The organism is Rubritepida flocculans DSM 14296 (assembly GCF_000425365.1).
In the GTDB taxonomy this organism is placed as follows: Bacteria; Pseudomonadota; Alphaproteobacteria; order Acetobacterales; family Acetobacteraceae; genus Roseococcus; species Roseococcus flocculans.
Genome location: NZ_AUDH01000003.1, coordinates 253,059 through 277,621, shown reverse-complemented (window position 1 = coordinate 277,621; position 24,563 = coordinate 253,059). Strand labels below are relative to the sequence as shown.

The following is a 24,563-nucleotide window of genomic DNA, read 5'->3' as shown; positions in this document are numbered from 1 at the left end:
CTTCGCCCCATGCTCTACTGGCTGCGGCACCGCACCGCCTATTCCTACGCGCAGCCCGTGGACCTCGCGGCCCATCTGCTGCACCTCAAGCCGCGCGCCCTGCCCGGCCAGCGCGTGCTCTCGGCGCGGCTGACCTGCCTGCCCGCGCCCGACCACCACAGCGAGACGCACGACCATTTCGGCAACGCCGCCACGCGCCTCTTCCTCGCCGCGCCGCACACCGCCTTCGACGTGACGGCCGAGAGCCTGGTCGAGGTCGCCTTCCCCCCGCCCCCGCCCGCCGAGGCCACGCCCGCCTGGGAGGAGGTGGCGCGCCTCGCCGAAGGGGCCGAGACGGCCGAGTTCCTGCTCCCCAGCGCGCTGATCCCGCGCGTGGCCGAGGCGGCGGACTACGCCCGCCCCTCCTTCCCCGCCGGGCGGCCGGTGCTGGCGGGACTGTTGGACCTCAACGCCCGCATGCGGCGGGATTTCGCCTTCCAGGCCGGCGTCACCTCCATCACCACCCCCATCGCCGAGGTGCTGCGCACGCGCCGCGGCGTCTGCCAGGACTTCACGCAGGTGATGATCGCAGGGCTGCGGGGGCTCGGCCTGCCGGCGCGCTACGTCTCGGGCTACATCCGCACCCGCCCGCCGCCGGGCCAGCCACGCCGGCGCGGGGCGGACCAGTCGCACGCCTGGGTCTCGGCCTGGATGGGGCCGGAGCATGGCTGGGCGCAGCTCGACCCCACCAACGGCATCGTGGTGGGGGATGAGCATGTGATCCTCGCCTGGGGGCGGGATTTCGCCGATGTCTCGCCGCTGCGCGGCGTGCTGCTGGGCGGCGGCGCGCACCGGCTGCACGTCAGCGTGGACCTGGAGCCCGAGGGGGCGGAGGGCGGGTGATCAGCGCCGCCGCAGCGCGCGCCACACCGCCTCGGGGGTCGCGGGCATGGGCAGTTCCGCGCCCAGCGCGTCGCGGATCGCGGCCATCACCGCCTGGGGGGCGGCGATGCAGCCCGCCTGGCCCGTGCCCTTCACGCCCAGCCCGTTCGCCTCGGTCGGCGCGTCCTCGCGCAGGGTGATGGCGAAATCGGGCAGGTCGGCCGCGCGGGGCAGCGCGTAGTCCATCAGCGTGGCGGTGAGGAACTGGCCGCTCTCGGGATCGTAGCGCATGGCCTCCAGCAGCGCCTGGCCGATGCCCTGCGCCACGCCGCCCTGCACCTGGCCCTCGGCCAGCATGGGGTTGAGCAGCCGCCCGTAATCATCCACCGCCGTGTAGCGGCACAGCCGCACCTCGCCCGTCTCGGGGTCCAGCTCCACCTCGGCGGCGTGCACGCCGTTGGGGAAGGTGCAGAGATCGAGCCCGTGGCGCGCCTCGGCCGCCAGTTCCCCCTCCTCGGCGGCGAGATCGGCGAGGGTGACGGACTGCCCATCGGCCAGCACGAAGCGCCCGCCCGCGTAGTGCAGCGCATCGGGGGCGGCCTGCAGCAGCCGGGCGGCGCGGCCGCGCGCCTCGGCCAGCAGGGCGTGGGCGGCCTGGCGCATCGCCTCGCCGCCCATGTGCAGGCTGCGCGCCCCGCCATGGCCATGGCCATGGGCCACGCGGTCCGTATCGGCCTGGACATAGCGGATACGCTCGGGCGGCAGGTCGAGCTCGGCCGCGACATATTGCGGAAAGCTCGTCTCATGGCCCTGGCCGTTGGACTGGGTGCCGATGGCGAGCGTGACCACCCCCTCGGCGTCCACCGAGAGGCGCGCCCATTCGCCGAAGGCGCCGCGGGCCGTCTCGAGGAAGCCGGTCATGCCGAAGCCGCGGCGCAGCCCGCGCGCCTCGCTCTGCGCGCGGCGGGCGGGGAAGCCCGCGCGGTCTGCCGCCTCGGCGCATTCGGCGAGGCGTCGGGCGAAGGCGCCGTCGCGGATCTCCATGCCCATGGCGGTGCGGTGCGGCAGCGCCGAGATCATGTTGCGCGCGCGCAGCGCCGCCGAGTCCTCGCCCGTCTCGCGCGCCGCCTGCTCGATCAGCGTCTCGATGATGAAATTGGCCTCGGGCTTGCCCGCGCCGCGATAGGCCTCGAGCGGGCAGGTGTTGGAGAAGGCCCCGCGCACCGTCATGTGGATGGCCGGGATGGCATAGACGCCGCCCATGGCGGTGGCGGCGGCGTTGGTCGGGCAATGCGGGCCGTAGTGGGAGAGCCAGGCGCCCATCTCCGCCACCCCCTCGAAGTCGAGGGCGAGGAAGCGCCCCTCGGCGTCGAGGGCGAGACGCCCCCACCCGTGCAGCCCGCGCCCGTGGGCGGCGGCCGCGTAGTCCTCCGAGAGGCTCGCCGTCCAGCGCACCGGCGCGCCCAGCAGGCGCGCGGCGTGCAGCAGGCAGAGATGCTCGGGGAAGGCCACGTTCTTCACGCCGAAGCCGCCGCCGACATCGGGTGCAAGGATGTGCAGCGCCTCGGGCGGGAGGTTCATGGCCGCCGCGAGCTGCGCGCGCAGCCCGATCACGTTCTGCCCGTTGCAGAGCAGCGAGAGCCGCCCGCCCTCGGGCCGGGCGATGGCGGCGCGGGGCTCGATGGGCGCGCAGGCCACGCGCGGGTTGGGGATGCGCGCGGCGACGACGCGCGCGGCCCGCGCCATCGCCGCCTGCACCGCCGACGCATCGCCCTTGCGCCAGAGGAAGGCGAGGTTGCCCGGCGCCTCCTCATGGAGCTGCGGCGCGCCCTCGGCGAGCGCGGCCTCGGGGTCGGTCACGGCGGGCAGCGCCGCGTAGTCCACCGCGATGGCCTCCAGCGCGTCCTCGGCGGCGCGGCGGGTCTCGGCGACGACGCAGGCCAGCGCCTCGCCCACGAAGCGCACCCGCCCGCGCGCGAGGCCGGGGCGCGGCGGCACCACCAGCGGGCGCTCGGCCGCCAGCACCGCGCCGCAGGGCAACGCGCCGATGCCGGCGGCGGCGAGATCCTCGCCCGTCAGAACGAGGCGCACGCCGGGCATGGCCCGCGCGGCGGCGGCATCGAGCGCGGCGATGCGCGCATGGGCGTGGGGGCTGCGCAGGAAGGCGGCCCAGAGCGCGCCTTCCTCGGCGATGTCGTCCACATAACGGCCCCGGCCGGTGAGGAAGCGCGCATCCTCCACGCGGCGGAGCGACTGGCCGAAAAGCGACGTGCCGGACATGGGGCGGAGACTACACCGGCCGCCCGGCAAGCGCAGCCTACTGCCCCAGCCCGAAAATCCCCCGCAGGAAGCCCGGCGTGAGCGCGGAGAGCGGGTTCACCGTCACTTCCGGATCATCGGCCGGGCCGCGCACCCGGAAGGCCGCGGCGAAGAGCCCCCCGCCGCGCTCGGGGCTGAACAGCCGGCCGATCAACGGCAGGTTCCCCAGCAGCGTGTTCACCACATAGGCCGGCACGATGGTGCCCTCGACATCCAGCGTGTTGCTCTCCCGATGGAAACGCCCCTGCGCGGTGAGGCCGAGCGAGGGCGAGAAGGCCCGCGCCTCCCGCACCCGCAGCAGATCGGGCGTCAGGGTGAAGGGCACCACCGCGCGCGTGAAGGCGAGGCCCGAACCGCCCTGGATCGCGTCGAAGACGCCGAACACCGTGATGGCCTGCAACAGCTTGCCCAGCGCCGGCGCGTTGCGCACCGCGAAGCCCTCCAGCTCCGCCGTGCCCGAGAGGGGCGCGCCGGGGCGCAGGTGCGCGAACTCGCCCGCGAGGCTCAGCCGCCCGCCCTGGATGGACTCCGTCAGCCCCACCGCGCGCAGCAGCGCCCCCCCGTCCTCGGCCGCGCCGCGCAGGCTGCGCCGCTCGCCCGAGACGGGGGCGATGGCGACATCGAAGCCGCCCGCGTTGCGCGCGGTGCGCCCGCGCAGGCTCGCCTCGCGCAGCACCCCCGCCTCGTCGAGCCGCGCCCGCGCCTGCAGGGCGTAAAGCTCCCGCCCCGGGCCGAGCAGCGCCTGGTCGAAGCGCAGATCGAGCGCGAGCGGCGGCTGGCGCGCGCCGGCGGGGGCGGGCGGGCGCTCCGCCTCGCGCGGGGCGGCCATGGCGGCGCGCAGGTCGAGCACGGGGCCGCGCAGCGTCACCGCCCAGGGCTCGCCCGGCCGCGCCCCCGCCCGCGCATCGCCGGCGAAGCGCGAGCCGGCGAGCGTGCTCTCCTGCAGCTCCACCCGCTCGATCCGCCCCGCCCGCGCCGCGATCCGCCCGCGCAGGGCGAGATCGGGCGCCTCGATGCGCACGGCCTCGAGGCTCGTCACCTGCTCGCCCGCGAGGCGCAGCGAGGCCTCGGCGCTGGCGGGCACGCCGGGCGCCTTGGCCCAGCCGAGCGGCGGGAAGGCCATGGCGGCGGCGCGCAGATCGGCGCGGATGGCCACCTGGTGCTGGCCGCCCCGCCGCTGCTCGCCGCGCGTCTCGATGCCGACGGGGCCGCGCAGCAGCTCCCCCGCATCGAGCCCGAGGGCCGCGAGCTGCTGCGCCTCCGCCCGCAGGCTCGCGCTGTGGCGGAACACCACCTGCGTCGCCGGGCCGGGGCGGAAGTCGAGCTCCACGCCGTAGCGCGCGGCGATGCCGGCCAGCGTGCCCGTGCCGGTGAGGCGGAGCTGCTCGGCATCCGCCCGCACCTCCATCTGCGCCTCCTCGAGATCGCGCTCGAAGAGCAGGCGAGACAGCCGCACCCCCTGCGCGCGCGCCTCCGCGCGCAGGCGCACCTCGTCCATGGAGAGCCGGTCGAGCAGGGGGAAGCCGAGCAGCAGCCGCCCCTCGAAGCCGCCGGCCGCCACCTCCACCGGAAAGGGCTGGCGCTCGAACAGGCCAAGGCGCGGGTGGCGCAGCGCGGCGGCGAGCTCGGCGAGCGGCCCGGCGAGCTGGAAGGACATCTCCGCGAGATCGGGCTCCCCCTCGGGGCGGAAGAGGAAGCGCAGCGCCGCCTCGCGCGCCTGGATGGCCGGTCCGCCGAGCGAGAGAAGCCCGCCCGTGGTGGCCACGCTCACCTCCTCCTTCGTGAAGCGGGCGCGCGCCGCCACCCCGGTCACCGGCGGCATGGGGCGGAGGAAATGCACGCTGGCCCCGGTCGCGGCCACCTCCCCCTCCAGCGCGGCGAGGCGCAGCCCCGCCCCGCCCTCGCCCGGGGCCAGGGTGAAGCGCCAGCGCCCCTCGGCGATCTCGCCCTCGGTGACGTTCTCGGTGATCCAGCGCCGCGCCCCCTCGCCCAGCCCCTGCGGCCAAAGCACCGGCAAATCCTGGAAGCGCGTGCGGTCGAGCCCGAGCTCGAGCGCGCCCTCCCAGCCCTCTGCGCCCCGCCCCGCCGCGCCGGTCGCGGTGATGACGGGGGCGGGCACCCCCGCGGAGGGGGCGGGCAGCACGAGGCGCAGCGCCTCCAGCGCCGCCGCCTCCGGCCCGATGCGCGCCGAGAGTTCGGCCGCCTCCAGCGCCACCGGCGCAAGGCCCGGCGGGGCGAGGCGCGCCTGGCGCAGCCGCAGCGCCCCGCGCCCGCCCGCCACCGACCACTCCGCGAGATCGGGCCCGGCGCGCAGCGCGAGGCTCAGCCGCGCCTCCTCCACCCGCCCGGCGAGCAGGGCGAGCCGCGCCTGCTCGCGCGCCTCGGGCGCCAGATCGGGGGGCCAGAGCGCGGGCAGGGCGGGCAGATCGGCCTCGCTGAGCAGCAGATGCAGCGGCCCCGCCCAGCCCTCGGGGCCGAGATTCAGCTCGCCCGACGCCTCCAGCGCCGTGCCCGCCGCGCCGGGCAGCTCGATGCGCGCACGCTCCACCACCAGCCGCTCGGCGCTGCCCGAAAGCTCGGCCTCCAGCGCGGCGAAGCGGATGGCGAAGCCGGGATGGGGCTGCAGCCGCCCCTCCTCGGTCGCCTGGAAGGCGAGGCCCGCGCCCAGCGCCCGCCCCGTCTCGTCGAAGGCGAGCCGCGCCTGCACGGCGAGCGGCGCGTCGAGCACGGCGAGCGGGGCGAGCGGGGGCAGCAGCCGGGCGAGCTCGGGCGGGCGCAGCACGGGCAGATCGAGGCGCAGGGTGAGCCGCGCCGGGCTGCCCGAGGCCCCGCCCGAGAGATGCACGGGCACGAACATCGCCTCGCCCGCGGCGGGCTGGGCGCGCAGCACGGCCTCGCCCTCCGCCTCCACCCCGCCGCCGGGCCGGCGCTGCAGGGTGAGCCGCGCATCGGTCAGCGCCCAGGCGATGTCGAGCCGCTCGTCGCGCAGGGTGAACTGCCCCGCGATCAGGCGCAGGCGGCGCAGCGCGGTGTGGGCGGCGCGCTCCTCCGCCGGGCGCATGAGATCGGCCAGCACCAGCAGGAGGCCCTGGCCATCCGCCTCGCGCCCCGCCGCCTCGCGTGCGGCCGCCGCCGGTTCGGGCGCGGCCGCCCCGGGCAGGTCCAGCGCCAGCCCGCCCGAGGCGTCGCGCTTGAGGTGCAGGCTGGGCCCCAGCAGCTCCACCGTGGCCGGCGCGAGCACCCCGCGCAGCAGCGGGCGCAGGGCGAGGGTGATCTCCGCATCGGGCAGCAGCGCGACGGTCTGCCCCGCCGCGTCGCGCAGCCGCGCGCCGGTGACGCGGATTTCGACCGGCGCGCCCTCGCCCCGGAACCCGCCCCAGGCGAGGAAGGCGCGGCCGATGGAAAGCGTCAGCGGCCCGCCCGCCGCATTGGCCGCGCGCTCCATCTGCCGCGCGAGCAGCCCCGATTCGATGGGCGCGGCCGCGAGCCGCCAGGCCAGCACCCCGAGCGCCGCCCCGCCCAGCAGCGGCAGCGCCACGCACAGGGCGAGCAGCGCCCGCAGGGCTTGACCGGCCTTCATCCCGGGCGCTCCCCTGCCCGGCCATGACCCGCCCCCTGCACGATCCGGACGGCGTCGCCCGCCTCTTCTCCCGCCTCGCGGAGGGCGAGGAGCCCGCGCGCGCCCTCGCCCAGCGCGCCGAGGCGCGGCCGCTGCTCGAGGTGATCGGCGCGCACAGCCCCTTCCTCTCCGACCTCGCGCTGCGCGAGGCGGCGGTGCTGCACCGCCTGCTCGACCGCGGGGCGGAGGAGGCGATGGCCGCCGTGCTGGAGCCGCTCGCCACCGCCGACCCGGCCTCCCCGCGCGAGGCGGTGGCGAGCCTCTTGCGCCGCGCCAAGCGCCAGGGCGCGCTGCTCGCCGCGGCGGCCGATCTCGGCGGGATCTGGCCGCTCGACCGCGTGACCGGCGCGCTGTCCGACCTCGCGGAGGAGACGATCGAGTTCGCCTGCGCCCATCTGCTGCTGGAGGCCGCGCGCCGCGGCCAGATCGCCCTGCCGCGCGCGCGCGGCGAGAAGCGCCAGGTCACGAAGGGCTCGGGCCTCATCGTGCTCGGCATGGGCAAGCTCGGCGCGCGGGAACTGAACTACTCCTCGGATGTGGATCTCCTGCTGCTGCATGATCCGGAGTCGCCATCCTATCACGCCGAGCACGGCGCCGCCCCCTGGGTGCGCCTCGCGCGCGACCTCGTCCGGCTGATGGAGGAGCGCACGGGCGAGGGCTACGTCTTCCGCACCGACCTGCGGCTGCGCCCGGACGCCACGCCCTTGTGCGTCTCCGTCCCCGTCGCCCTCTCCTACTACGAGAGCCTGGGGCAGAACTGGGAGCGCGCGGCGATGATCAAGGCCCGCCCCGTGGCGGGCGACCGCGCGGCCGGCGAAGCCTTCCTGCGCGAGCTGCGCCCCTGGATCTGGCGCCGCCACCTCGATTTCGCGGCGGTGGCCGACATCCACTCCATCAAGCGCCAGATCCACGCCCACAAGGCCGAGCGCGGCGCGGGCGGGGAGATCGCGGTGGCGGGCCATGACGTGAAGCTCGGCCGCGGCGGCATCCGCGAGATCGAGTTCAGCGTGCAGGTGCTCCAGCTCATCTGGGGCGGGCGCGACCCCGCCCTGCGCGACCCCACGACGCTCGGCGCGCTCGCAGCCCTCGCCGCGGCGGGCAAGATGGACCGCCGCGCGGCGGCCGATCTCGCCGACGCCTACGTGTTCCTGCGCACCACCGAGCACCGCATCCAGATGGTGGCCGACCGCCAGAGCCACCGCCTGCCCGAGGAGAAGGCCGAGCTCGACCGCATCGGCCGCTTCATGGGCTTCGCCGACGGCGCGGCGTTCGGCGCGGCGCTGACCGAGCACCAGCGCCGGGTGGAGCGCCACTACAGCCGCATGTTCGAGGCCGCACCGAGCCTCGGCGCCGAGCACGGCAGCCTCGTCTTCACCGGGGTGGAGGACGACCCGGCCACGCTCGAGACGCTGCGCGGCCTCGGCTTCCGCGAGCCCTCCACCGTCTCCGCCCTGATCCGCGCCTGGCACCATGGCCGGCCGCGCGCCACCCGCAGCGAGCGCGCGCGCGAGCTGCTGACGGAGCTCACCCCCGCCCTGCTCGCCGCCTTCGGCCGCCAGCGCGAGCCCGAGCAGGCCATGATCCGGCTGGGCGAGCTGCTGAACCGCCTCTCCGCCGGGGTGCAGTTCCTCTCCATCCTGCACCGCAACCCCCGGCTGCTCGATCGGCTCGCGCTGCTGCTCGGCGCCGCCCCGCGCCTCGCCGACCACATGGCGCGCCACCCCTCGGCGCTGGAGGGGCTGCTCGCGGGCAGCTTCGCCGCGCCGGGCGAGAAGCCGCTGGCCGCCCTGCCCGCCCTGCTGCGCGAGGCGCGCGACCTCGAGGAGGCGCTGGAGGCGACGCGCCGCCTCGTCACCGAGCGCATGTTCGAGGTGGATGCCGCCACCCTCGAGGGCCATCTCGACGCCGATGCGGCGGGCGAGCAGCGCAGCGCGGTCGCGGATGCCGCCATCGCCGCGCTGCTGCCCGCGGTGGAGCGCGATTTCGCCCGCCGCTTCGGCCGCGTCGCCGGGGGGGCGATGGCGGTGCTGGCGGTGGGCAAGCTCGGCGGGCGCGAGATGCTGCCCGCCTCCGACCTCGACCTCATCCTCATCTACGACCACGACCCGGCGGCGGAGGCGAGCGAGGGGGGCGCGAAGCCGCTCGCCCCCAGCGAATACTTCATCCGCCTCGCGCACCAGGTGGTGGCGGCGCTGACCTCGCCCGGGCGCGAGGGGCGCGCCTTCGAGGTGGACATGCGGCTGCGCCCCTCGGGCAACAAGGGGCCGGTGGCGGTGCGCCTCTCCGCCTTCGAGCGCTACCACGCCGAGCAGGCCTGGACCTGGGAGCGCATGGCGCTGACCCGCGCGCGGGTGGTGGCCGGGCCGCCGGCGCTGGCGCGCGCCGTCTCCGCCGCGCTGGACGCCGCCCTCACCGCCCCGCGCGACCCGGCGAAGGCGCTCGAGGATGCGCGGGCCATGCGCGCGCGCATGCTGAAGGAGCTGCCGCCCCAGGGCCCCTGGGACATCAAGGCCATGCCGGGCGGCCTCGTCGAGGTGGAGTTCATCGCCCAGGCGCTGACGGTGGCGCATGCGCCCGCCGAGCCGCGCCTGTTGCGCCGCACGACGCGCGAGGTGCTGGCCGCGCTCGGCCGCCACGGGCTGCTGGAGGAGCGCGAGGCGGCGACGCTGATCGAGGCCGAGCGGCTCTGGCGCACCCTGCTCGGCCTCTTGCGCCTCACCGTCGGCGCCTGGGCCAATCCGGCGCTGCCCGCGACGCTGGAGGCCGCGATGCGCGACCAGGCCGCCGCCCTGCTGCACCGCGCCGTGCCGGACAGCGCGGCGCTGCAGCGCGAGATCGCCCGCCACGCCGCCGCCGTGCGCGCCAGCTTCGAGGCGCGCATCGGCCCGCTCATGCCAGCGGCCGCTTCCTCCGACTCCTGAGGAGACGGCGCGGCCGCTGGCATGACATTTTTCTCGCGCGCAGCCGCCACACCAACCCTGCGCGCTTCTGGCGCGCAGCCGCCACACCGGGCCCCAACGCGGCTCGCCGCGTTGGGTGGTGCCAACCCTGCGCGCAATACGGACGGCCATTCGGCCGACCGTATCACCGCCCCCGGCTGATCGCGTCCGCCACCAGGTTGCAGCCCAGCACCGCGAGCAGGATGGCGAGCCCGGGCCAGAGCGCGGCCAGCGGCGCCTGGAACACCAGCTCCTGCGCGTTGGCCAGCATGTTCCCCCAGGAGGCGGCGGGTGGTGCGATGCCGAGGCCCAGGAAGCTCAGCGCGCTCTCGGCCAGGATCGCCCCGCCCACCGCGAGCGCCGTGGCGATGGCGATGGGGGCGGCGAGGCCCGGCAGCACATGGCGCCACAGCAGCCGCGCCTCGGACACACCCAGCGCCCGCGCCGCCCGCACGAAATCCCGCGCGAGCAGCGAGAGCGCGCTCGCGCGCACCAGCCGCGCCACCCCCACCCAGCCGAAGGCCGCGAGCAGCAGCGCGAGGCGTAGCATGTCGGCCCCCGGCTCGCCCCGCGGCAGCCCCACCACGGAAGGGTCGAGCGCGGCGAGGATGACCAAGAGCGGCAGGGCGGGCAGCGCGAGCAGCCCATCGGCCAGCCGCATCAGCACCGCATCGAGCCATCCCCCCCGCCAGGCGGCGAGCAGCCCGATGAGCGTGCCGATCCCCGTCGCCGCCAGCGCCGCGGCAAGCCCCACGGCGAGCGAGACGCGCGCGCCATGGGCAAGGCGCAGCAGCAGATCCCGCCCCAGCTCGTCCGTGCCCAGCGGGTGCGCGGCCGAGGGCGGGGCGAAGCGGTTGAACAGGTCGGGCGCGAAGGGGTCATGGCCGAGCAGCGCGGCGAGCCAGGGCGCCGAGGCGGCGAAGGCCGCGAGCAGCCCGAGCAGCCCGAGCCCCGCCCTCACGCGAGCCTCGGGTCGAGCCAGCGCTGCGCGAGATCGGCCATGAGCGTCGCGAGCATCGTCACCACCGCCACCACCAGCAGCGCGATGAGGGCGAGGTTGAAGTCATTGCCCATCACCGCGTCGTAGATCAGCTTGCCCATGCCCGGTCGGGCGAAGACCGTCTCGGCGATCAGCGCGCCCGAGACGAGCGCCCCCGCATCGAGGGCGGCGATGGTCAGCAGCGGCACCGCGGCATTGGGCAGGGCGTGGCGGAACAGCACCCGCCCCTCGCCCGCCCCCCTGGCGCGGGCGGTGCGGATGTGCGGCTCGGCCAGCGCGGCCGCGAGCGCGGCGGCGGCGTGGCGCGCATAGGCCGCGAGGTTGGCGAAGGCCAGCGTGGCCACCGGCAGCACCAGCGCGCGCCAGCCGCCCTCCGCCCCGCCCGCGGGCAGCCAGCCCAGATGCACCGCGAAGAGGATGATGAGCAGCATGCCGAGCCAGAAGGCCGGCACGGCCTGGGCGAAGAGCGCGAGCCCCTGCACCAGCGGCGCCAGCGCGGGCCTGAGCGCCGCCAGCGCCCCGAGCCCGACGCCCAGGCCCGCCGCGAGCAGCAGCGCGAGGCCGAGCAGCTCCAGCGTCCCGGCCAGCGCGGGCCAGAGCAGCGCCGCCACCGGCAGGGCGAAGAGGCGCGAATGGCCGAAGCGCCCCTCCAGCACCCCGCCCGCCCAGGCCAGGTAGCGCGCCATCAGCGGCTGATCGAGCCCGTGCAGCGCGCGCAGCCGTGCCGCGTCCTCGCTGGAGAGGCGCGGATCGCCCGCGATGGCCATCTCGATCGGGTCGCCCGGCATCAGCCCGATCAGCAGGAAGGCGGCGAAGGAGAGAAGCGCCGTCACCAGAACGATCTGCACGAGGCGCGTGGCGAGGAGGCGGATCACCGCGCCCTCCACTGCTCCGCCCAGAGGCTCGAGGGGTTGAGGTGGCCTGTGGGCCGCACGCCCTCGAGCCAGGGCGGCCAGATGTGCGCGTCCTGGCGGAACCAGAGCGGCAGCGCGGGCAGCTCCTCGGCGTAGATGGCCTGCAGCCGCCGCCAGAGCGCGCGCCGCGCCTCGCGGTCGAGCTCGACGGGCAGGGCTTCGAGGATCGCGTCCATCCCCGCGTGCCGGAAGCCCGTGTAGTTCTGGCCCGACCAGTTGCGCTCGGCCGTCGGGATTTCGCTGGAATGGAGCGCGCTGCGCGGCACGCCCTCGGGCGCCGAGACCCAGGCGAACATCACCGCACCCTGGAAGCGGCGGCGCGAGAGCGTCTCGCCGAAGAGCACGCGCGGCGGCTCGTTGCGGAGGCGCGCCTCCACGCCGATGGCGCGCCACTGCGCCTGGATCACCTGTTGCACCGCCTCGCGCGAGCGATTTCCGGCGGTGGTCATCAGCTCGAAGGAAAGGCGCTCGCCGGCGGCGTTGCGGCGGATGCCGTCGGGGCCCGGGCGCCAGCCGGCCTCGGCCAGCAGGGCCGCGGCGCGGGCGGGGTCGAAGGGGTATTGGCGCACATCCGGATCGTGCGGCCAGTCGAGCGGGTTCACGCTCGTGTGCGCCACCGTCTGACGCCCTTCGAAGAGCCGGGCCACGATCTGCGCGCGATCCAGCCCCAGCAGCAGCGCCTGGCGCACGCGCCGGTCGTCGAGCGGCGGCTGATCCAGCCGCAGGTCGAGATGCTCGTAGATCAGGCCCGGGCGGAACTCGGCGCGGAAGCGCGCGCCGGTGCGGCGGATCAGCGCCGCCGCCTGCTCCACCGGCAGGCCGAGCTCGCCCGCGATCATGTCGAGCTGCCCGGAGAGGAGCTGCGCCTCCAGCGTGGGCGTGTTCTCCACCGTGCGCACCACGATGCGCCGGAACTGCGGCGCGGGGCCGGACCAGTGCGGGTTGCGCTCGAGGGTGATGGCCGCACCCGGCTGCACCTGAACCACGCGGTAGGGGCCGTTCCAGAGGCCCGGATGGGTCGGCTCCGTGTCGTAGAGGGTGCGGCTGCGGTAGCCGCGCGGGTCCACCTGCCAGCGCGCGCGCTCGAGATGGGCGGGCAGCGGCGCGAAATCACCCAGGCTCGCGAAGTCGAAGGTCACGCGGTCGAAGCGCAGCGTGAAGCGGCGCGCATCCTCGGCGATGAACGCATAGGCGCTGCGGTAGAACTCCGCGGGCCCCATGCCGGTGGCGGGCTCGCGCCCCGCCTCCCAGGCGAAACGGAGATCCTCGGTGGTCAGGGCCGTGCCGTCGCCCCAGCGCAGCCCCTCGCGCAGCACCCAGGTGACGCTGAGGCCCGGGCGGCCATCGGGCGTGGTCTCGCGCACCGCAAGCCCGTTCTCGAGCGTGGGCAGTTCCTCGCAGAGCAGGCAGGTGAGGCGCCAGTCGGCGTCATGCGCGGTCACGGGGCGGCGGGCGAAGCCGAGCACGTAGGACTTCGCCACCATGTTCTCGATGTTGGGGTGCAGCGTGGAGGGATACTGCGTGATGCCGATGGTCAGCGTCTCGCGCGGCTGGGCGAGCGCGGCGGTGGCGATCAGCAGCGCGATGCAGAAGGTCAGGAAGCGGGCGGCCATGCGCGTGCTCCAAGCCAGACGCGAAGGATGGTCACCTCCGCCCCGCTCAGGGAATAGACAAGGCGGTAGGGCGTGCCCGCGACCTGCAAGATGCGAAAGCTCCGCCCGGGAAGCGCGGGCCCGGCCTCCGGGAAGCGGGCGAGCAGGGCCATGGTCTCATCCAGCCGCGCAGCGAGGGTCTCGGCCGCCATCGGATTCTCCTGCGCGATGAAGCCGACCGCCTCCTTCAGATCCCGCGCCGCGCGTGCCGTGACGCGAAGCGGCCTCAAGCCTTCGCGGGCTTCGCTTGGGCGATGAGGGCGGCGAGCTCCCCACGCAGCTCCTCCCAGGCCAGGACGCGGCCGGCGGCGGCGTCCGCCACGCCTTCGGCCAGGAAGGCGTCGAAGCCGGCCGCCTGCTCGGTGAAGAGGAGCAACGCCGTCTCCATCACGGCCTCCGGCGTCTGTCCTCGCATGGCCGCGGCGGAGGCGAGCTGCGCCGCCAGTTCATCGGGAATGTCGATCGTGATGCGCGCCATGGCGCGGAGGTTACTCCTTCCCGCCCTTGTGGGCCAAAGCCTCCTCGAGGCTGCCCACCCCGCCATGGGCGCGGCTCCAGCCCACCGGGTCCTCCAGGAATTTCCGCACGCCGGAGAGGGCGGCCTCGGGGAAATAGGGCCGCTCGCGGCACACCTCCAGCACGTCCCACCAGGTGGCGAGGTGGTGCAGCGACAGCCCCATGGCCTTCATCTGCTCGAAGCTGCCGGGGAAGACGCCGTAGTAGAACACCACGAAGGTGTGCGCGCAGCGCGCGCCGGCCGCGCGCAGCGCCTCGGCGAAGCGGATCTTGGAGGCGCCGTCGGTGGTGAGATCCTCGACGAGCAGCGTCTCCTTGCCCACCGGCACATCCCCCTCGATCAGCGCGTTGCGGCCGAATCCTTTCGGCTTCTTGCGCACATAGGCCATGGGCAGGTTCATGCGGTCGCTGATCCAGGCGGCGAAGGGGATGCCGGCCGTCTCGCCGCCCGCGATGCTCTCGATGGTCTCGAAGCCCACCCAGCGGTTGATCTTCTCCACGCCGAGGTCGCAGATGCGCGCCCGCGCGCGCGGGTAGGAGATGATCTTGCGGCAGTCGATGTAGACGGGGCTCTTCCAGCCCGAGGTGAGGGTGTAGGGTTCCTCGGGGCGGAAATTCACCGCCTTGATCTCCAGAAGGATGCGCGCGGTGGTCAGCGCCGCGTCGCGATCGAACTCCGAGGCGTGGTGCGTCGTCATGGAAACCCTCTCCCTGCGCCTCGCAGTTAGCCCCCGCGCGGGTCGGCGTCCATGACCGAACCCGTCTGGGTGCTGCGGGACCCGCGGGCGGGCACGGCGGCGCAGGCGCTGGGCCTCGCGGAGCGGCTCGGCGCGCCCTTCCGCGAACTGCCGCTCGAGTGGGGGCCGCTCGCGCGGCTGCCCTGGCCCTTCCCCACCCTGCTCGGGCTGCGGACGCGGGCGGGTTTCGCGCCGCCCTGGCCGCGCCTCGTGATCTCGGCGGGGCGGCGGGCCGCGCCGGTGGCGCTCTGGCTCGGCGCGCGGGGGGCGCGGACCGTCCATGCCATGCGCCCGGGCTTCGGGGCGGCGCGCTTCGATCTCCTCGTCATCGGCGCGCATGACGCGCCGCGCCCCGCGCCGAACGTTCTGGTGATCGAGGGCGCGATGCACCGCGTCACCCCCGCGGCGCTGGCGGCGGCGGGGCCGCGCTTCCCCGCCCTCGCCGCCCTGCCCCGCCCGCGCGTCGGGCTGCTGCTGGGCGGGCCGGTGCGCGGCGAGGGCATGGCGCCCGAGGCGGCGGCGCGCATCGCCCGGGCGGCCGCGGGGCTCGGCGCCTCGGTGATGGCCAGCACCTCGCGCCGCACGGGCGAGGCGGCGGCGGAAGCCGCGGCGGCCGCGCTCGCGCCCAGGCCGCACCGGCTGCACCGCTTCGGCGCGCCGGGCGAGAACCCCTATCCGGGCATCCTCGCCCTGGCCGATCTTCTCGTCGTGACGGGCGACAGCATCTCCATGCTCTCGGAGGCGCTGATGACCACCGCACCGCTGCTGATCGCCGATCCGGGCGGGCTCGGCCCCCGCCATCGCGCCCTGGCCGAGGGGCTGATGGCCCGCGGCCTCGCCGCGCCGCTGGGCGCGCCCCCGCCGCCCCCGCGCGCCGCGCTCGACGAGACGGGCCGGGTGGCGGCGGAGATCCGGGCGCGGGGGTGGGTGTGAGACGGGCGGCGTCACATGCCGCCCGTCTCGCGCGCAGGGTTGGCGTGGCGGCTGCGCGCCAGAACATAAGCATACCAGCGGCCGCGCCGCATTCTCACGGGTCAGACACAGCGGCCGCTGGTATGGGGCGGGCGGCATCACATGCCGCGCGCCAAGACGAAGCCCTGCCAGCGGCCGCTGGCATCAGCCCCCCCTGGCGCGACCGCGCGGGGCGCTTCTCCTGGCTGCGGCTGGGCGCGCTCGCGCTGCTCAGCGCGCCGCTGGTCGCGCTGATCCTGGGCTGGGCGGCCGGCACGCTCGGCCCCGATCCGGTGGAGCGCGCCAGCCATGAGACGGGGCGCTGGGCCATCCGCTTCCTGGTGCTGGCGCTCGCGGTCACGCCGCTCGGGCGGGTGCTGGGCTGGCCGGCGCTCTTCGCGCTGCGGCGGATGATCGGCCTCGGCGCGCTGGGCTGGGCGCTGCTGCATCTCGGCATCTATGTCGCCGAGCAGAACTGGGTGCTCTGGCGCGCGGCGGCCGAGATCGCGCAGCGCTTCTACCTCGCGCTCGGCTTCGCGGCGCTGTGCGGCCTCGCGGTGCTGGGCTGGACGAGCACGGATGGCTGGATGAAGCGCCTCGGCCGGCGCTGGAAGCGGCTGCACCGCCTCGTCTTCCTGCTCGCGCCGCTCGCGCTGCTGCACGCCTTCATCCAGTCGAAGTCCGACGCCTCTGAGGCCGTGCTGCTGGCCGGGCTGCTGCTCTGGCTGCTGGGCTGGCGCGCGCTGCCCGCCGCCTGGCAGGGGCGGCCAGGCGCGCTGCTGGCGCTCGGCCTCGGCGCGATGCTGGGCGCGGCGCTGATCGAGTTCCTCTGGTACGCGCTCGCCACCAGCCTGCCGGCGGCGCGCATCGCACGCGCCAATCTCGACCTCGCCTTCGGGCCGCGCCCGGCGGTCTGGGTCGGCATACTGGGGCTCGGGCTGGTGGCGCTCGTGCTGGCCCGCCGGATTGCCGGGCGCCGGGGCGCGGCGTAATCCGCGGCGAGCGAGAGGAAGGAGACGCCCATGGCCCGCACGCACCGCATCGCCGTGATTCCCGGGGACGGCATCGGCAAGGAGACCACGCCCGAGGGGCTGCGCGTGCTGGAGGCCGCGGGCCGCCGCTTCGGCTTCACCCTGCAGCTCACCGAATACGACTGGTCCTGCGACGTGTACGCGAAGACCGGGCGCATGATGCCCGAGGACGGGCTGGAGCGGCTGAAGGAGAGCGACTCGATCTTCCTCGGCGCGGTGGGCTGGCCCGGCGTGCCCGATCACGTCTCGCTCTGGGGGCTGCTCATCCCCATCCGCCGCGGCTTCGACCAGTACGTGAACCTGCGCCCCTGCAAGCTGCTGCCCGGCGCGAAGACGCCGCTGGCGGGCCGCGCGCCGCACGAGATCGACTTCATCGTGGTGCGCGAGAACACCGAGGGCGAGTACAGCAGCGTCGGCGGGCGCATGTTCGAGGGCACGGAGCGCGAGTTCGTCTCGCAGCAATCCATCCTCACCCGCACCGGCACGGACCGCATCCTGCGCTACGCCTTCGAGCTCGCGCGCACCCGGCCGCGCAAGAAGGTGACGAGCGCCACCAAGTCGAACGGCATCACCTTCACCATGCCCTACTGGGACGAGCGCTTCGCGCTGATGGCGAAGCAGTATCCCGACGTGACGACCGACCAGTTCCACATCGACATCCTCTGCGCGCATTTCGTGCAGCACCCGGACTGGTTCGACGTGGTGGTGGGCTCCAACCTCTTCGGCGACATCCTCTCCGATCTCGGCCCGGCGGTGGCGGGCTCCATCGGCATCGCGGCCAGCGCCAACATCAACCCCGAGAAGCGCTTCCCCTCGATGTTCGAGCCGGTGCACGGCTCCGCGCCCGACATCGCGGGCAAGTGGATCTGCAATCCCATCGGGCAGATCTGGTCGGGGGCGATGATGCTCGATCACCTGGGCGAGCGCGAGGCGGCGAAGGCCATCACCGACGCCATCGAGCGGCTGCTTGCCGAGGGCGGCCCGCGCACCCGCGACATGGGCGGCAATGCCGGCACGGTGGATGTGGGCAAGGCCATCGCCGAGGAGGTGGCGCGGGGCTGAACCCGCGCCCGCATCACTCCGGCGGGCGGATTTCCTCCAGATGCGGCAGGATCTCGGCCAGCGGATGGCGCGTGAGGTCCTTGTCCAGCGTGCCGAGCAGCGCGCGCTTCGCCGCCGGCGGAAGGGCGGCGCGCAGATCGCCGAGGAAGGCGGGCGGGGCGACCAGGATGATGCGCTGGCAGCGCCCCGCGCGCAGCGCCGCTTCCAGCCGCTCGGCCAGCTCCTCGGCGAAGGCGCGCTTCGCTTCGCGGTGGGGATCGTGGCGCGGCTCCACGGCGTGGCGCGCCCCGCCCACGCTCTCCACCACCCGGCCCGGACGGTCGCTGCCCTGGGCGCGGGAGGGGGGGTCGAACCGCTCCTCGGCTTCCGATTCCAGCTCGCGCCAGGGGCCGGCGGGGGCGGCGCGCTGCAGAATCCGCGCGCGCTGCGCATCCGCGATCAGGGCCCAATCATGTGTCGTGGTCATTGCGCAACTCCTTGAACGGCCGCGCCACTCTGCCAGCGACGCCCCTCGCGCGCGTTGCGCCGGCGCAAGGGGCGCACGCGACACTTGAACGGGCGTTCAAACGTCGCTATCGTCGCGAAGTGTTGCGAGTGATTCGCAACTGGAGGGGCCATGGGTCGCGACTTCAGCCACATCGCGCGGCGCTGCGAACGCGCCGTCGTCACCGCCTATCGCGAGCTGCGCGAGGTGGGGCAGAGCGACATGGCCGCCTTCCAGGCCTGCACCACCCTCTACCGCGTGCATCACCCCGAGGCCTCGGTGGCCGAGGCGCGGCGGCTGGTGGCCGAATGGGTGGACCATCACGTGATCCGCGCGAGCCGCGGCCCCACCCCGGGCTGCGACTGCGACTGAGCCTGCCCCTCCCGCGTCAGAGGAAGGACCAGTCCGACTCCACCAGCACCGCGATGACCGCGGCGAGGGCGGCGCGCAGCCGCTCGAAGCCCGCGTGCCGCTCGATGCGCGCCTCGTCCATGTAGAGGCCGCGGGCGATCTCGATCTGGATGGCGTGCAGCCGCTCCCTCGGGCGGCCGTAGTGGCGGGTGATGTAGCCGCCCGCATAGGGATCGTTGCGGCGCACCCTGAAGCCGTGGCGCTGCAGCGCCGCCTCCACCGCCCGGGTGGCGCGCGGCGCGCAGGAGGTGCCGTGCGCGTCGCCCAGCACGATGTCCGGCCCATCGGCCCCGCCCGGCGGCGCGGGCATGGAATGGCAGTCGAGCAGCAGGCAGGCGCCGAAACGCGCGCGCGTCTCCTCCATCAGCGCGCCGAGCTGGGCGTGGAAGGGCTCCCAGCAGCTCCGCACCCGGCGCTCGGCCTCGCAGAAGGAGAGGCGGCGGCGATAGATCGCCTCGCCCGAGGCCACCACCCGCGCGATGGTGCCGAGCCCCGCCCCCACCCGGGGGCTCGCGCTGTTCACCCAGGCGGGCAGCGGCGCGTCGAACATGGAGGGGTCGAGCTCCCAGGGCTCGCGGTTCGCATCGCACCAGGCGCGCGGGAAGCGGGCGGCGAGGAGCGGGGCGCCAAGGCGCGGGGCGGCGGCGAAGAGCTCCTCCACGAAGGCGTCCTCGCTGCGGCGCAGCGCGGTGGCGTCGAGCCGCGCCGCCTCCAGGAACTCCGCCGGATAATCCCGCCCGGAATGGGGCGAGGCGAAGACCAGCGGGCAGCGCGGCACGGCGGGGCGGAACAGGTCGAAGGGGGCGAGGGCGGCGTGCTGGTCCATCGGAGGGCCGATCCTAGAGCACGCGCGCCCGCCCCTGTCACGCGGCCGGCAGGTGGCCGAGCCCGCCCTCGTATTTCTCCTGCGCCTCCGCGGGCAGGTAGCGCGCCTCCAGCGCGCGGATGCGGTCGAAGCCGGCGAAGCCGTGGAGATTGCCGAGCGGATGGGCCTTGAAGCGGGCGTCCAGCCGCGCTTCGGCCATCGGCCCCTCGGCGCGCAGCTCCGCCGCCAGGTCGTGCATGGCCATGATGGCCTGGCGCATCAGCGCCCCGGGCAGGATGGCCAGCGCGACGCCGAGCTCCGCCATCCGCTGCGCGCTCAGGTGCGGCGAGATGCCCGTCATGTTGTAGAACACGGGCCCGCGCACCTCGCGGCAGACGCGCTCCAGCTCCGCCTCGCTGGCCGGGCCCTCGACGAAGGCGAGGTCCGCCCCCGCGTCCAGGAAGGCGTTGGCGCGCCAGATCGCCTCCTCGAGCGAGCCGCCATGCGCCCCGCGCGCATCGGTGCGCGCCACGATGACGAAGGAAGGATCGAGCGCGCCCCGCGCATCGGCCGCGGCGCGGATCTTCGCCACCGCCTCGGCCCGGCCGATCACCTCGCGCCCCGCCACATGGCCGCAGCGCTTGGGCGCGACCTGATCCTCGATGTGCAGCCCCGCAAGGCCCCCGCGGACGTATTCCTCCACCGTGCGGATGGCGTTGATCGCGTTGCCGAAACCCGTGTCGGCGTCGGCGATCACCGGCACGCGCACCGCCCCCGCGATGAGCCGCGCGTTCCAGGCCATCTCGGTCAGCGTGGCGAGGCCGGCGTCGGGCAGGCCGAGCAGGTTCAGCGAGGTGCCGTAGCCCGACATGTACACCGCCTCGAAGCCCGCCGCCTCCAGGATGCGGGCCGAGAGCGCGTTGAAGCAGCCCGGCACCACGAGCGGCCTGTGCGCCGCCAGCAGCGCGCGCAGCCGCGCCCCCGGCGTGGCGGATTGTCCCTCTCCGAGCCGCATGGTTCCCTCCCCTCTCCGGCCATGCCACGCTGCCCCCGAAACTGAGGGAGGACAACATGGCCGATGGCATGACCGAGACCCCCGCGCCCGGGGCGGCGGCGCTGCGCGACCTCGCCGCCCAGCTCGTGGAGCTGCTGAAGATCCGCACCCTGCCCTTCGGCATGAAGCTGATCCGCGAGGCGGCGGAGCTGGAGGCCATCCCGGGGCTGCGCCGCCCGCCCGCGGGCAAGCGCTTCTCCACCTGCCAGCTCGTCACCCAGGCGCGCATCGCGGGCTTCACGCTGGCCATCACGCACGAGAACGTGCCCGAGTTCTCCAACTGCGGCGGCGTGATCGGGCTGAACGCGCCCTCCGAGCTCTACCTTTCGGGGCGCAAGATGGAGGGGGTGTGGTTCGAGAACCGCGAGGCCGCGGCCGCGCACCAGGCGCAGATGCCGCGGGTGGCGCCGGAGTATCACGCCCTCGTCGTCTCGCCGCTGCGCAGCGCGCGGCTGGATCCGCCGGACGTGTGCCTGTTCTACGGCAACCCCGCGCAGATGATCCTGTTCATCAACGGGCTGCAGTGGCGGAACTACCGCCGCTACGACTTCTCCGTCACCGGCGAGAGCGCCTGCGCCGATTCCTGGGGCCGGGCGCTGCGCGACCGCACCGTCTGCCTCTCGCTGCCCTGCTATGCCGAGCGCCGCTACGGCGGCGTGGCGGATGACGAGATGCTCATGGCCTGCCCGCCCGCCGACCTCGCGCGCGCGGTGGAGGGGCTGCACGGGCTCGCCAAGGCGGGGCTGCGCTATCCCATCATGCCCTACGGCCCGCAGATCGACCCCGAGGCCGGCATGGCGAAGAGCTACGCCGGAAAGGCGTAGAGCGCGGCGGGGTTGGCGACGAGGACGCGGCGCAGCAGCGCCTCGTCCTCCTCCACCCAGTCGAGCAGCCAGTCGAACAGCAGCCCGTCGTCCAGCATCTCCGCCTCGGTGGCGAACTGGGTGTGCGGCCAGTCCGTGCCCCAGAGGCAGCGCTCCGGCGCGGCGGCGAGGAAGCGGCGCGCGAGCGGCGCGAGATCGCCATAAGGCGGGCGCGAGGCGCGATAGCCGCAGAGCTTGACCCACGCGCGCCCGCCCTCCAGCAGGCGCAGCGCGGCGCGCATCGCGGGGCTCTCCGGCCCCTCCTCGGCGCGCGCGCCGGCCATGTGGTCGAGCACCACGGGCACGGGCAGCGCGGCAAGGCGCGGGGCGATCTCCAGCAGCGCCTCGCCCGTGAGGTAGAGCTGGACATGCCAGCCCAGCGGGGCGATGCGGCGCGCCAGCGCCTCGAGCCGCGCGAGCGGCGCGCCATTGCCGCTGACCGCGTTGAAGCGCGCGCCCACCGCGCCCTGCGCCGCCATGGCGGCGAGCGCGTTCTCCTCCTCCGTCTCGTCCAGCACCACGACCGCGCGCGTGTCCTCGCGCCCGAGGCGCTGCACCGCATCCAGCGTCACGCGGTTGTCCGCGCCATAGACGCTGGCCTGCACCACCACGCGCCGCGCGAGCCCGAGCGTGCCGGCCATGTCGAGATAGTGCGGCACGAGCGCGGGCGGCGGCGTGTAGGGGCGCGTCGGGCTCGGCGGGAAGCGGTCATAGGGGCCGAAGATGTGGAAGTGGGAATCGCAGGCCCCCGCGGGCGCGCGGCGGCGCGGCGGCCGCGTGGCGGGCCGGGCGGGCGCGCAGGTGAAGACGAGGCTCATGGGGGGCGAGATTGCGCGGCGGGGAGGCCCGACGCAATCTCGCCCCACCGATCGGAGGGAGAACACGGCATGACGGGCAAGGTGGCGGTGGTGACGGGCGCCAGCACGGGCATCGGACGCGCGGTGGCGCTCGGGCTGCTGGGTGCGGGCTATCGCGTGGCGCTGGCCGCGCGGCGGCAGGATGCGCTGGAGGAGACGGCGCAGATGGCGGGGGCCAACGCCGCCAACGCGCTGCCGGTCGCCACCGATGTGGCCGATCCTGCGCAGGTGGAGCGCCTCTTCGCCGCGGTGAAGGCGAAGTGGGGCCGCTGCGACCTGCTGTTCAACAACGCCGGCATGGGCGTGCAGGGCTATCTGCTCGAGGATCTGCCCATCGAGAAGTGGCGGCAGGTGGTGGAGGTGAACCTCAACGGCAGCTTCTACTGCGCCCAGGCCGCCTTCCGCATGATGAAGGAGCAGTCGCCGCGGGGCGGGCGCATCATCAACAACGGCTCGATCAGCGCGCACACGCCGCGGCCCGACAGCATCGCCTACACCGCCACCAAGCACGCCATCACGGGGCTGACGAAGTCGCTCGCGCTCGACGGGCGCAAATACGACATCTGCGCGGGGCAGATCGACATCGGCAACGCCGCGACCAACATGACGCAGCGCATGACGAAGGGCGTGAAGCAGCCCAGCGGCGAGATGATGGTGGAACCCACCATGGACGTGCAGAACGTGGCCAAGGCCGTGCTCTACATGGACAGCCTCGACCTCGAGGCGAATGTGCTCTTCCTCATGGTGAAGGCGACCAAGATGCCCTTCGAGGGGCGGGGCTGATCCCCCCGGCCCCCCTCATACCAGCGGCCGCTGTGTCTGATCCGTGAGAATGCGGCGCGGCCGCTGGTACGCCTTTGTTCTGGCGCGCAGCCGCCACGCCGGGTCCCATCGAAGCAAGGCTTCGATGGGTGCCCGTCAACCCTGCGCGCGATACGGGCGACATGTGATGCCGCCCGTATCAGTTACCCACCGGCGGTCCCGACCCGCCGTGGATGAAACTGTGGCACTATGGTTTGGCTGGTGGCGAGGTCGGCATGCCGATGGTGCGCCAGAGCCCGCGTGTCAGTTTCTGTCTAGCGCCCGGTGAACCGGGGCGCGCGCTTCTCGAGCATGGCCGCCACCGCCTCGCGGTGGTCGGCGGTTTCCTGGGCGATGGCCTGGAAGGCGGCGGACATCTCGAGCAGCGAGGCGAGAGAGAGGTGCTGCCCCTCGCGCAGCAGCCGCTTCGTCATGCGCAGCACGCCGGGCGGGTTCTTCGCCACGCGCTGGGCGAGTTCGCGCGCCGCGGCCATCAGCTCGCCATGCGGCACCACGCGGCTGACGAGGCGCGCGGCCAGCGCCTGCTGCGCGTCGAGCGGATCGCCGGTGAAGCTCATCTCCGCCGCCATGGGCAGCCCCACCACGCGCGGCAGCAGCCAGGCCCCGCCATCGCCGGGCACGATGCCCACGCGCACGAAGCTCTCGGCGAAGATCGCCTTCTCGGAGGCGATGCGCATGTCGCACATGCAGGCGAGGTCGAGCCCCGCGCCGATGGCCGGCCCGTTCACCGCCGCGATGGTGGGGATGTCGAGCTCCCACAGCGCGAGCGGGATGCGCTGGATGCCGCGCCGGTAGTTCTCGCGCATCTCGGCCGGGCCGTCCGCTTCCATGATGCCGGTGCGGTCGCGCATGCCCTTGAGGTCGCCGCCCGCGCAGAAAGCCGGATCGGCGCCGGTCAGGATCACGCAGCGCACGGCCGGATCGCGCGCCAGGCGGCGGCAGGCCTCCTCCACCTCCGCGCAATCCTCGAAGGAGGAGATGGCGTTGCGCCGCTCCGGCGCGTTGAGGGTGAGGGTGGCGATGGCCCCCTCCAGGGCGATGTCGAGGAAGCTCATGCGGGGCGTCTCCTTGGCGTCATGGTGCGGGCGTTCCCCGATCCGCCGGATCGGCACGGACGATTGGGGCGGGGCGGTGGCGCACTGTAGTCTCTTCCCGTGGGCGGCAAACCCGTCGCCACGGACAGGAGGGTGCCATGCGTCTCACCGCCACCATCCCCGCGCTCGCCGTCCTCGCCGCGGCCGGCGCCTTCGCGCCCGCCCCGGCGCATGCCTCCCGCGTGCTCTGCGTGGTGAACGACACGGGGCTGGTCACCCGCGCCCGCGCGGAACATGGCAGCGACTACTCCCGGGAGACCAACTGGGACAACATGGCCGCCGCCCAGCGCGCCTGCTTTTCCAACATCACCGGCCCGGTGCGCCTGCGCGTCGAGTACTGGGATTTCGGCTGGAAGCTCGCCTGCACGGTGCGGGTGGGAGGCTCGGACTCGCGCATGGTCTCGATCAAGGCCAGCATGACCCATGTGCGCTGCGAGTGATATGGCCGGGCCCATCCGGTGCGCCGGGCGGGCGCCATCCGAAACGGCGGGCCGCCTCGCCGCCCGGTCGGGCGGCGGCGCGCCGAGAGGCGCGCATGCCGGCGGGCGCCGGCGCGAGACGGCGCGAAGCCG

The 24,563-nt window shown here is 74.8% G+C and carries 22 protein-coding genes; 9 read left to right on the top strand and 13 right to left on the bottom strand.

Features of this window, described 5'->3' with window-relative positions; all coding sequences use genetic code 11:
- Window positions 1-9: 9 nt before the first annotated feature.
- A complete protein-coding gene (locus H596_RS0105345) occupies window positions 10-882 on the top strand; it encodes a transglutaminase family protein (protein WP_027284019.1) in 873 nt (290 codons plus the stop codon).
- Here the strand turns inward: H596_RS0105345 and H596_RS0105340 are convergent, their stop codons facing one another.
- Window positions 883-3,141 (bottom strand): xanthine dehydrogenase family protein molybdopterin-binding subunit, encoded by a 2,259-nt coding sequence (locus H596_RS0105340; protein WP_027284018.1) that lies wholly within the window; start codon window positions 3,139-3,141, stop codon window positions 883-885.
- Between the two features lie 37 nt (window positions 3,142-3,178).
- On the bottom strand, window positions 3,179-6,760 hold the full coding sequence (locus H596_RS20220) for an AsmA-like C-terminal region-containing protein (RefSeq protein ID WP_027284017.1): 3,582 nt from the start codon (window positions 6,758-6,760) through the stop codon (window positions 3,179-3,181).
- A gap of 23 nt (window positions 6,761-6,783) precedes the next feature.
- Here H596_RS20220 and H596_RS20215 point away from each other — a divergent pair, with 23 nt between their 5' ends.
- Window positions 6,784-9,720: a bifunctional [glutamine synthetase] adenylyltransferase/[glutamine synthetase]-adenylyl-L-tyrosine phosphorylase gene (locus tag H596_RS20215; protein WP_051212421.1), complete on the top strand. Its 2,937-nt coding sequence runs from the start codon at window positions 6,784-6,786 to the stop codon at window positions 9,718-9,720.
- Between the two features lie 163 nt (window positions 9,721-9,883).
- On the opposite strand, the gene H596_RS0105325 is transcribed toward H596_RS20215, so the two are convergent.
- Genes H596_RS0105325 through H596_RS0105300 form a run of 6 tightly spaced genes read right to left on the bottom strand, consistent with a single transcriptional unit; the run spans window position 9,884 to window position 14,518 of the window.
- A complete protein-coding gene (locus H596_RS0105325; protein WP_037300076.1) occupies window positions 9,884-10,699 on the bottom strand; it encodes an ABC transporter permease in 816 nt (271 codons plus the stop codon).
- Window positions 10,696-11,613, bottom strand: a complete 918-nt coding sequence (locus tag H596_RS0105320; protein WP_027284015.1) for an ABC transporter permease — start codon at window positions 11,611-11,613, stop codon at window positions 10,696-10,698. Before H596_RS0105320 ends, H596_RS0105325 begins: the two co-directional genes overlap by 4 nt.
- On the bottom strand, window positions 11,610-13,265 hold the full coding sequence (locus H596_RS0105315) for a peptide ABC transporter substrate-binding protein (protein WP_027284014.1): 1,656 nt from the start codon (window positions 13,263-13,265) through the stop codon (window positions 11,610-11,612). Before H596_RS0105315 ends, H596_RS0105320 begins: the two co-directional genes overlap by 4 nt.
- Window positions 13,247-13,534 carry a type II toxin-antitoxin system RelE/ParE family toxin gene (locus H596_RS23290; protein WP_027284013.1) on the bottom strand — a complete coding sequence of 96 codons (288 nt, stop codon included), beginning with the start codon at window positions 13,532-13,534 and terminating at the stop codon, window positions 13,247-13,249. Before H596_RS23290 ends, H596_RS0105315 begins: the two co-directional genes overlap by 19 nt.
- Entirely contained in the window at window positions 13,531-13,782 is a 252-nt protein-coding gene (locus H596_RS0105305) for a hypothetical protein (protein WP_027284012.1), read from the bottom strand. Before H596_RS0105305 ends, H596_RS23290 begins: the two co-directional genes overlap by 4 nt.
- A 10-nt stretch (window positions 13,783-13,792) precedes the next feature.
- The gene (locus H596_RS0105300) at window positions 13,793-14,518 is read right to left on the bottom strand and encodes an orotate phosphoribosyltransferase (protein ID WP_027284011.1); all 726 of its coding nucleotides are present in this window, start codon (window positions 14,516-14,518) and stop codon (window positions 13,793-13,795) included.
- Window positions 14,519-14,569: 51 nt separating this feature from the next.
- On the opposite strand from H596_RS0105300, the gene H596_RS0105295 reads away from it, so the two are divergent.
- The 3 genes from H596_RS0105295 to H596_RS0105285 all read left to right on the top strand — a co-directional run bounded on the left by H596_RS0105295 (window position 14,570) and on the right by H596_RS0105285 (window position 17,601).
- Window positions 14,570-15,490, top strand: a complete 921-nt coding sequence (locus H596_RS0105295) for a mitochondrial fission ELM1 family protein (RefSeq protein ID WP_027284010.1) — start codon at window positions 14,570-14,572, stop codon at window positions 15,488-15,490.
- 122 nt (window positions 15,491-15,612) lie between these two features.
- Window positions 15,613-16,500, top strand: coding sequence for a protein-methionine-sulfoxide reductase heme-binding subunit MsrQ (locus tag H596_RS20205; protein ID WP_084602583.1), 888 nt, complete (start codon window positions 15,613-15,615; stop codon window positions 16,498-16,500).
- Between the two features lie 30 nt (window positions 16,501-16,530).
- Complete coding sequence (locus H596_RS0105285; RefSeq protein WP_027284009.1) at window positions 16,531-17,601, top strand: tartrate dehydrogenase; 1,071 nt, start codon at window positions 16,531-16,533, stop codon at window positions 17,599-17,601.
- 13 nt (window positions 17,602-17,614) lie between these two features.
- Here the strand turns inward: H596_RS0105285 and H596_RS20200 are convergent, their stop codons facing one another.
- Window positions 17,615-18,067 (bottom strand): host attachment protein, encoded by a 453-nt coding sequence (locus tag H596_RS20200; RefSeq protein ID WP_051212419.1) that lies wholly within the window; start codon window positions 18,065-18,067, stop codon window positions 17,615-17,617.
- A gap of 150 nt (window positions 18,068-18,217) precedes the next feature.
- Here H596_RS20200 and H596_RS0105275 point away from each other — a divergent pair, with 150 nt between their 5' ends.
- Window positions 18,218-18,457, top strand: a complete 240-nt coding sequence (locus tag H596_RS0105275) for a hypothetical protein (protein WP_027284008.1) — start codon at window positions 18,218-18,220, stop codon at window positions 18,455-18,457.
- Window positions 18,458-18,473: 16 nt separating this feature from the next.
- On the opposite strand, the gene H596_RS0105270 is transcribed toward H596_RS0105275, so the two are convergent.
- Window positions 18,474-19,322 carry an N-formylglutamate amidohydrolase gene (locus H596_RS0105270; protein WP_027284007.1) on the bottom strand — a complete coding sequence of 283 codons (849 nt, stop codon included), beginning with the start codon at window positions 19,320-19,322 and terminating at the stop codon, window positions 18,474-18,476.
- A 37-nt stretch (window positions 19,323-19,359) separates the two neighbouring features.
- On the bottom strand, window positions 19,360-20,316 hold the full coding sequence (locus H596_RS0105265; protein ID WP_037300073.1) for an isocitrate lyase/PEP mutase family protein: 957 nt from the start codon (window positions 20,314-20,316) through the stop codon (window positions 19,360-19,362).
- 68 nt (window positions 20,317-20,384) lie between these two features.
- Here H596_RS0105265 and H596_RS0105260 point away from each other — a divergent pair, with 68 nt between their 5' ends.
- A complete protein-coding gene (locus H596_RS0105260) occupies window positions 20,385-21,179 on the top strand; it encodes a DUF169 domain-containing protein (RefSeq protein WP_027284005.1) in 795 nt (264 codons plus the stop codon).
- Here the strand turns inward: H596_RS0105260 and H596_RS20195 are convergent.
- Window positions 21,161-22,036, bottom strand: a complete 876-nt coding sequence (locus tag H596_RS20195; protein ID WP_037300070.1) for an amidohydrolase family protein — start codon at window positions 22,034-22,036, stop codon at window positions 21,161-21,163. The genes H596_RS0105260 and H596_RS20195 overlap by 19 nt on opposite strands.
- A 69-nt stretch (window positions 22,037-22,105) precedes the next feature.
- Between H596_RS20195 and H596_RS0105250 the strand changes: the two genes are divergently transcribed.
- Entirely contained in the window at window positions 22,106-22,858 is a 753-nt protein-coding gene (locus H596_RS0105250) for an SDR family oxidoreductase (protein WP_027284004.1), read from the top strand.
- 293 nt (window positions 22,859-23,151) lie between these two features.
- Here H596_RS0105250 and H596_RS0105245 read toward each other — a convergent pair whose 3' ends face one another.
- Window positions 23,152-23,952: a crotonase/enoyl-CoA hydratase family protein gene (locus tag H596_RS0105245; protein ID WP_027284003.1), complete on the bottom strand. Its 801-nt coding sequence runs from the start codon at window positions 23,950-23,952 to the stop codon at window positions 23,152-23,154.
- 137 nt (window positions 23,953-24,089) lie between these two features.
- Here H596_RS0105245 and H596_RS0105240 point away from each other — a divergent pair, with 137 nt between their 5' ends.
- Window positions 24,090-24,431 (top strand): hypothetical protein, encoded by a 342-nt coding sequence (locus H596_RS0105240; RefSeq protein WP_027284002.1) that lies wholly within the window; start codon window positions 24,090-24,092, stop codon window positions 24,429-24,431.
- Window positions 24,432-24,563: the final 132 nt, after the last annotated feature.

Excerpts from the sequence above, each read along its gene's own strand:
- H596_RS0105345 (WP_027284019.1), top strand. The coding sequence starts at position 10 with ATGCTCTACTGGCTGCGGCACCGCACCGCCTATTCCTACGCGCAGCCC.
- H596_RS0105340 (WP_027284018.1), bottom strand. The coding sequence starts at position 3,141 with ATGTCCGGCACGTCGCTTTTCGGCCAGTCGCTCCGCCGCGTGGAGGAT.
- H596_RS20220 (WP_027284017.1), bottom strand. The coding sequence starts at position 6,760 with ATGAAGGCCGGTCAAGCCCTGCGGGCGCTGCTCGCCCTGTGCGTGGCG.
- H596_RS20215 (WP_051212421.1), top strand. The coding sequence starts at position 6,784 with ATGACCCGCCCCCTGCACGATCCGGACGGCGTCGCCCGCCTCTTCTCC.
- H596_RS0105315 (WP_027284014.1), bottom strand. The coding sequence starts at position 13,265 with ATGGCCGCCCGCTTCCTGACCTTCTGCATCGCGCTGCTGATCGCCACC.
- H596_RS0105305 (WP_027284012.1), bottom strand. The coding sequence starts at position 13,782 with ATGGCGCGCATCACGATCGACATTCCCGATGAACTGGCGGCGCAGCTC.
- H596_RS0105300 (WP_027284011.1), bottom strand. The coding sequence starts at position 14,518 with ATGACGACGCACCACGCCTCGGAGTTCGATCGCGACGCGGCGCTGACC.
- H596_RS0105295 (WP_027284010.1), top strand. The coding sequence starts at position 14,570 with ATGACCGAACCCGTCTGGGTGCTGCGGGACCCGCGGGCGGGCACGGCG.
- H596_RS20205 (WP_084602583.1), top strand. The coding sequence starts at position 15,613 with ATGGGGCGGGCGGCATCACATGCCGCGCGCCAAGACGAAGCCCTGCCA.
- H596_RS0105285 (WP_027284009.1), top strand. The coding sequence starts at position 16,531 with ATGGCCCGCACGCACCGCATCGCCGTGATTCCCGGGGACGGCATCGGC.
- H596_RS20200 (WP_051212419.1), bottom strand. The coding sequence starts at position 18,067 with ATGACCACGACACATGATTGGGCCCTGATCGCGGATGCGCAGCGCGCG.
- H596_RS0105275 (WP_027284008.1), top strand. The coding sequence starts at position 18,218 with ATGGGTCGCGACTTCAGCCACATCGCGCGGCGCTGCGAACGCGCCGTC.
- H596_RS0105270 (WP_027284007.1), bottom strand. The coding sequence starts at position 19,322 with ATGGACCAGCACGCCGCCCTCGCCCCCTTCGACCTGTTCCGCCCCGCC.
- H596_RS0105265 (WP_037300073.1), bottom strand. The coding sequence starts at position 20,316 with ATGCGGCTCGGAGAGGGACAATCCGCCACGCCGGGGGCGCGGCTGCGC.
- H596_RS0105260 (WP_027284005.1), top strand. The coding sequence starts at position 20,385 with ATGACCGAGACCCCCGCGCCCGGGGCGGCGGCGCTGCGCGACCTCGCC.
- H596_RS20195 (WP_037300070.1), bottom strand. The coding sequence starts at position 22,036 with ATGAGCCTCGTCTTCACCTGCGCGCCCGCCCGGCCCGCCACGCGGCCG.
- H596_RS0105250 (WP_027284004.1), top strand. The coding sequence starts at position 22,106 with ATGACGGGCAAGGTGGCGGTGGTGACGGGCGCCAGCACGGGCATCGGA.
- H596_RS0105245 (WP_027284003.1), bottom strand. The coding sequence starts at position 23,952 with ATGAGCTTCCTCGACATCGCCCTGGAGGGGGCCATCGCCACCCTCACC.
- H596_RS0105240 (WP_027284002.1), top strand. The coding sequence starts at position 24,090 with ATGCGTCTCACCGCCACCATCCCCGCGCTCGCCGTCCTCGCCGCGGCC.